Source organism: Kribbella sp., assembly GCF_035655035.1.
In the GTDB taxonomy this organism is placed as follows: Bacteria; Actinomycetota; Actinomycetes; order Propionibacteriales; family Kribbellaceae; genus Kribbella.
Window position 1 is genome coordinate 1 of the sequence record NZ_DASRVN010000412.1, and the last position, 5,877, is coordinate 5,877.

General features: G+C 69.3%; 6 protein-coding genes. 5 read left to right on the forward strand and 1 reads right to left on the reverse strand.

The window, feature by feature from the left end; translation table 11 throughout:
• Positions 1-205 precede the first annotated feature (205 nt).
• From VFF46_RS23030 to VFF46_RS23045, 4 genes are all read left to right on the forward strand, one after another.
• Positions 206-1,462, forward strand: a complete 1,257-nt coding sequence (locus VFF46_RS23030; RefSeq protein ID WP_325039265.1) for a sensor histidine kinase — start codon at positions 206-208, stop codon at positions 1,460-1,462.
• Positions 1,455-2,132, forward strand: a complete 678-nt coding sequence (locus VFF46_RS23035) for a response regulator (RefSeq protein ID WP_325039266.1) — start codon at positions 1,455-1,457, stop codon at positions 2,130-2,132. Before VFF46_RS23030 ends, VFF46_RS23035 begins: the two co-directional genes overlap by 8 nt.
• Before the next feature lie 167 nt (positions 2,133-2,299).
• Positions 2,300-2,878 carry an RNA polymerase sigma factor gene (locus tag VFF46_RS23040; protein ID WP_325039267.1) on the forward strand — a complete coding sequence of 193 codons (579 nt, stop codon included), beginning with the start codon at positions 2,300-2,302 and terminating at the stop codon, positions 2,876-2,878.
• The gene (locus tag VFF46_RS23045; protein WP_325039268.1) at positions 2,875-3,963 is read left to right on the forward strand and encodes a CU044_5270 family protein; all 1,089 of its coding nucleotides are present in this window, start codon (positions 2,875-2,877) and stop codon (positions 3,961-3,963) included. Before VFF46_RS23040 ends, VFF46_RS23045 begins: the two co-directional genes overlap by 4 nt.
• 81 nt (positions 3,964-4,044) lie before the next feature.
• Here the strand turns inward: VFF46_RS23045 and VFF46_RS23050 are convergent, their stop codons facing one another.
• Positions 4,045-4,539, reverse strand: coding sequence for an FABP family protein (locus tag VFF46_RS23050; protein ID WP_325039269.1), 495 nt, complete (start codon positions 4,537-4,539; stop codon positions 4,045-4,047).
• 537 nt (positions 4,540-5,076) lie between these two features.
• Between VFF46_RS23050 and VFF46_RS23055 the strand changes: the two genes are divergently transcribed.
• Positions 5,077-5,439, forward strand: a complete 363-nt coding sequence (locus tag VFF46_RS23055) for a DsrE family protein (RefSeq protein WP_325039270.1) — start codon at positions 5,077-5,079, stop codon at positions 5,437-5,439.
• Positions 5,440-5,877 lie beyond the last annotated feature (438 nt).

Below are 5,877 nucleotides of genomic sequence, written 5' to 3' on the forward strand. Positions count from 1 at the left end.
GACGGCGACGATGACGGCGATGTAGAGGAAGTGGGTCCGGTCGTTGCGGACCGGCGTCGGGCGGGGTTCGGTCGGGCTCGACATGGTGGGACTCCTGTATCGGCCGTGGCGGACGGGTGTTGGGTAACTGTGACGTGACGCACAGGAGAAGCGCGCATTTCGTTCATATCGTTCGCTGCACAGAGTTGGGGGCAAACTGTTCGGCATGAAACGACGGCCGTGGGAGCTGCGCCGCCAGGTCTTCTGGCTGCAGACAGTCACGGCCACAGTACTCATCGTGCTGGTCTGGTTCGTGATGGTCAGCCGGTCCCGCGCGCAGGCCCTTCGGGACGCGGCGGTCAGTGGTCTGGCGGCACCGAGCTGGTGGGAGCTGGTCCGGGTCGATCTCCGCTCGATGCTCGGGATCGCCAGCCTGATGCTCGGCATCGCGATCGCCGGCAACGCGCTCGTCACCTGGCGAGTACGGCGGGCCACCCGCGGCGTGGGCACGCAGTCGCTGGCGCGGATGCTCGACTTCTACGAGGGCGTACTGCACGCCGCGCGCGAAGGGCTGATCCTGCTCGACCTCGACGGCCGGGTACAGCTCGCGAACGACGAGGCGCTGACGCTGCTCGGCCTGCGTACGGTCACTCCCGGCACGCCGTTGGAGGACCTGCACCTCGGCGCCCCGCTGGCCGAACTGCTCGCGACCGGGCGGACGGCGTACGACGAACTCCACCTCGGCGCACAGGGCGTCGTGGTCGTGAACCAGCAGCCGTCCGGCCGCGGGCGGATCGTCACGCTGCGGGACCACACCCAGCTGCAGCGGCTGCTCGGCGAGCTCGACGCGGTCCGGAGTTTGGCGGAATCGCTGCAGGCACAGAATCATGAGGCGTCGAACCGGCTGCACACCGTGGTCAGCCTGATCGAGATCGGCAAGCCGGAACGGGCCCGGGAGTTCGCGGTGTCGGAGTTGCAGTTCGCGCAGGCGATGACGGATCGCGTGGTCGGTACGGTCGGCGATCCGGTGCTCGCATCGTTGCTGTTGGCAAAGTTGTCGCAGGCCCAGGAGCGCGGCGTCGTACTGTCGCTCGACCTCGGGCACGAGGCGCTGAACACCCGGCTGCCGGCGCAGGACGTGGTGACCGTGGTCGGGAACCTGCTGGACAACGCGATCGAGGCCGCGCGCGGCGGTCCGGCGCCGCGGAAGGTGGAGTTCCGGGCGGCGGCCTCGACGGCCGCGATCGACCTGATCGTGACGAACACCGGTGCCGAGCTGGGATCGGTGGAGCTGGCACACATGTTCGAGCGCGGCTGGACGACCAAGGCCGAGCCGGGCCACGGGCTGGGGCTCGTGCTGGTGCGGAGCACGGTCGAACGGTGGCAGGGTTCGCTGATGGTCGATCCGGATTCCGAGCTGGACGAGGTGCCCGCGCTGACGGTGCGCGTGCGGCTGCCGCGGGCGGTGAGCAGCAGTGCCTGACCTGCGGGTACTCGTCGTCGAGGACGACCCGGTCGCCGCGGAGGCCCATCGCACGTACGTCGATCGCCTGCCGGGCTTCACGTGCGTCGGCGTCGCCGGTACTGCGGGACGCGCGCTGCAGGTGCTCGCCCGCGGGGACCTCGACCTGGTGCTGCTCGACATGCACCTGCCTGACGGGCACGGGCTGGACATCGTCCGCCGGATGCGTGCCCTCGGCAACCAGACCGACGTGGTCGCGGTCACATCCGCGCGGGAGGTCGCGGCGGTACAGGCGGCGGCGCGGATCGGGGTCGTGCAGTACGTGCTGAAGCCGTTCGCGTTCGAGACGCTGCGAGACCGGTTGACGGCGTACGCACGGCAACGCCGGGCCGCCGCCCTGGGTGAGGTCGTCGCGGATCAGGACGAGGTGGACCGCTTGTTGCACCCGGCAACCGTCTCGTCGGTGCCGAAAGGTCTGGCCGGGGGCGTGCTGGACCGCGTCGTACAGCTGCTCGCGAACCGGGAGGGCTGGACCGCGGAAGAGGTCGCCACCTCGCTCGGTACGTCGCGGATCACGGCGCGGCGGTACCTCGAACACCTCGCCGACCAGGGGCAGGCGCTGCGCACCCAACGGTACGACGGGCGGAGCGGACGGCCGAAGGTCGAGTACTCCTGGGTAGCCGAGAGCTGACCGGATTCCATGAGAAGCGTTGCACGGGCAGCGGGCAACAACCAGGTATGAACCAACCGCAGACAGCGTCGCTCGGTCGCGAACGCATACCTGAGATCCATAGCCCGCCCCCGATACCAGGCCGGCCACCCTCTCTGGGACCGGCGTCCGAGACCGCCGCCCCCGGTGTGACGGCCCGGTCCGCCGACGACCCGGATCCGGAGTCCGCGAGCCGCCGAATGCCGGAAGATTTCGCGGTGGTGTTCGATCTGCACGCCCGGGCTATCCATCGGTACATCGCTCGCCGGCTCGGTACCGCGGAGGCGGACGACCTTGTCGCTCAGACCTTCCTGATCGCCTTCGAGCGTCGAGACCGCTACCGTGAGTCACAGTCCGGTGTGCTGCCGTGGTTGTACGGCATCGCGACCAATCTGATCCGCCGCCGGCGACGAGACGAGATCCGCCAGTACCGGGCGTACTCGCGCTCCACCCCGGACGCGGAGCCGGATGGCGCGGACCTGCTGTCGGCCGAGGTCGCCGACCGGGTCGACGCGGAGACGACCTCACGTGCCTTGGCCGGCGTGCTGGCCGGCCTCCGGCAGACCGACCGGGACGTCCTCCTGCTCTATGCGTGGGAAGACCTCAGCTATCCCGAGATCGCCGCTGCCCTGAAAATCCCCGCCGGAACGGTCGCGTCCCGCCTGCACCGTGCCCGTCGAGTCCTGCGCGCCGCGCTCGGCTCAGACTTCCAGGAGAACCGCTCATGACCGAGATCGATGCACTCAAGCGCCTGAACGACGACGTACCGCCGGCCACTCCGCTGGCCCTGGCCCGCGCTCGTCAGCGGGTACTGGTCCCGCAGCCCGCCGCCCGCCGCTCCACCGGACGCCGCCGGATGGTGGTCGCCGGCGCCCTCGCCGGAACGCTGGCCGTCGGCTTCCTCGTCAACGACGTCGTCACCAAGAACAACGGGACGGTGGCGCCTGGCGCGACAGCCGACGCCGGCACGTTCCTGGCGACCGCCGCCGACCAGTCGGCCGGTGCCCTGGACGCACCGATCCCGGCCGGCCAGTACCGGCAGGTCACCCAGCGGATCCAGGAGGGATGGAGCTTCGGTCCGCGTAACACGTACCACGGCACTCGTCTTTCGGTCACCGACTGGTGGGTTCCGTCCACCCAGACGCCGCCGTTCACCGCGATCTCGGTGCTCGGCGCCAAGCAGGAGTTCTCCAGCAAGGCCGCCGAGCAGCTCTGGCGCCGGACGGACCCGCTGAACGTCAAGCCGCGGAAGATCAAGACCACGCAAGCCTGCGCCGTCTTGACCGGCGGTGCCCTTCTGATGCAGTCGAAGGGCGCGACGGACCCCTGCAAGGGCAGCTGGATGAGCCCGACGGCCGACTTCGTCGCACGGCTGCCGCAGGACCCGGCTGCCCTGCTCGCGGCGCTGCGGAAGAACGACCACACCTGGCCCGGGCTGGGTGATGCTCCGGCACAGGGCGACTATCGGGCGTTCGAGCGCGCCGGGAGCATCCTGGTGTCCGGCTTCGCGATGTCGGAGCAGCGGGCCACGCTGTACAAGGCGCTGCGCGGCATCCACGGCATCCAGCTCCTTCCGGACACGGTCAACCTGGACGGGAATGCAGGCCGGGCGATCGGGCTGGTGGAGCTGTGGGGTATCCGTAAGGAGCTGATCATCGACTCGAAGACGGGCCAGTTCATCGGTCTTCGTGAGGTCGCTACCGTGACGGCACCGCTCAACGGCGACGGTGACCCGATGCCGTACAAGAGCGGCGACGTCATCAGCTGGACCTCGGTCGCGACGCGAATCACCGCGAACCGCCCCACGGTCTGAGGTCAGGACGGCGGCAGAAGCCCAGGTCGGATCGCCGGCCTGGGCTTCTGCCGCGTCCCGTCTGGCAGTTCGGGACGGCGACTAAGCGCGGACGAGGGTTGCCCAGAGGTGGGGCTGGAGGGACTGACCTTCGGCGGCCATGTCGTACGCCCAGAGCAGCTCGCCGTTCACCAGCCCGTACAGACGGTGGCCGGCGGTGACCTCCTTGGCGGAGGTGGTGCGCGCGACCACGTCGGTCTGCAGCTCGATCTTCGCGCCGTCGATGTCGCCGTACCAGATCTCGGCGATCCCCGTCGGGTGCGCCAGGATCACCTCGAGCTTGTTGTCCGGCTGCGGCCGCCAGAATCCGGTCTCCACCGCCAGCGGGCGCTCCTTCGTACCGTCCTCGCCGACCACGAACGTCTGGCTGACGTAGTGCAGGTACGGCTTCCCGTTGTGGGTGAAGTCGATCTGCTGCCCGAACTCGAACTTCTCGATCGTCGGGTAGTCCCCGTGCCCGCGCCCCTCCCACCGCCCGAGCAGCCACGCCAGCGGCATCAGGTCCGGGTGCAGATCCTGCGGAATCTCGAACGCCATCGGACCACTCAGCTCGCGTTGCGGCCGCGATACAGCCGATAGACGACGAACGCCGAGAACCAGCCCATGAACACACAGACCAGAATCAGCAACGTAGTGAAAACGACATGCAGCACGCTCGTCAGTCTAGAGGATCCCCCTCCCACCCCTCCGTCACCCACCACGTGACATCCCGCACGCCACCCCTCCACACACCCCGACCTCCACAAACCACCTCGACGCTGAACCCCCGAACCACCCGGTCCACCACCCGCGTACAAGACCCCAACGGCCCCATCCCGAGGTAAACCCCTCACCTACGACAAGCCCACCGCAGCAAGCCCACCGAGAACGACCACCGGACCCGCCGCCCCGCCCTGCGCGGCACCCACCGCCCGACCCGCCGCCCCCTGCGCGGCACGATCTCGCCGGTGAACCTCCCAACCGACCGGTTCACCCCTCGCACGCGAGGCACCAACGGGCACATCACACGGTGAACCACTCAAAGTGCGAGGAGGTCCCTGGAGGGAGCCGGCCGGGGACGGTTACCGTGGCGGGATGTCCCGCACGCTGGTGATCAAGCTGACCGCAGGCGCCGAAGAACCCGAACGCGCCAACCAGGCCTTCACCGTCGCAGCCTCCGCGGTCGCCGCCGGCGCGACGGTCTCCCTCTGGCTCACCGGCGAAGCCGTCTGGTTCGCCGTACCCGGCCGCGCCGAATCCTTCGAACTCCCCCACGCCGCCCCCCTCACCGACCTCCTCACCGCAGTCCTGGAAGGCGGCCAACTCACCGTCTGCACCCAATGCGCCAAACGCCGCAACCTCACGGAAGCAGACGTCCTCCCCCGCACCCGCATAGCCGGCGCCCCCACCTTCACCGAAGAAATCCTCACCGAAAACACCCAAGCAATCGTCTACTAACCACCAACCCCCAACATCCCCCATCCGCACCCCAGCCCACCAAACGAGTCGCCAGCGCCGGGGACCACCGGGTACACGCGGTTCGCGGGACGGCGTACGCCGAGCCGCTCACGCGGGCAGCTCGTACAGCGGCTCATGCGGGTGGACACACCGGGCGCCTCGCACAGGCAGCTCGCACCGGCCGCTCGCACGGAGCGGCTCATCCACTGGCTCGCACGGGTTGCTTGCACAGGTGGCTCGTACCAACGGCTCATGCGCGTGGATCGCACCGGCGGCTTACGCGAACGGCTCGTACAGGCGGCTCGTTCGACTGGCTCATGCGGGTTGCTCGCGCAAGCGGGCTCATGTGGGCAGCTGGCACGGGCGGCTCACACAGGCAGGTCACACGGCGGCTCACACGGGCAGCTCACACCGGTGGCTCGTACGGGTGGCTCACAC

Coding starts and splice junctions, on each gene's coding strand:
- VFF46_RS23030 (WP_325039265.1), top strand. CDS start 206: ATGAAACGACGGCCGTGGGAGCTGCGCCGCCAGGTCTTCTGGCTGCAG.
- VFF46_RS23045 (WP_325039268.1), top strand. CDS start 2,875: ATGACCGAGATCGATGCACTCAAGCGCCTGAACGACGACGTACCGCCG.
- VFF46_RS23050 (WP_325039269.1), bottom strand. CDS start 4,539: ATGGCGTTCGAGATTCCGCAGGATCTGCACCCGGACCTGATGCCGCTG.
- VFF46_RS23055 (WP_325039270.1), top strand. CDS start 5,077: ATGTCCCGCACGCTGGTGATCAAGCTGACCGCAGGCGCCGAAGAACCC.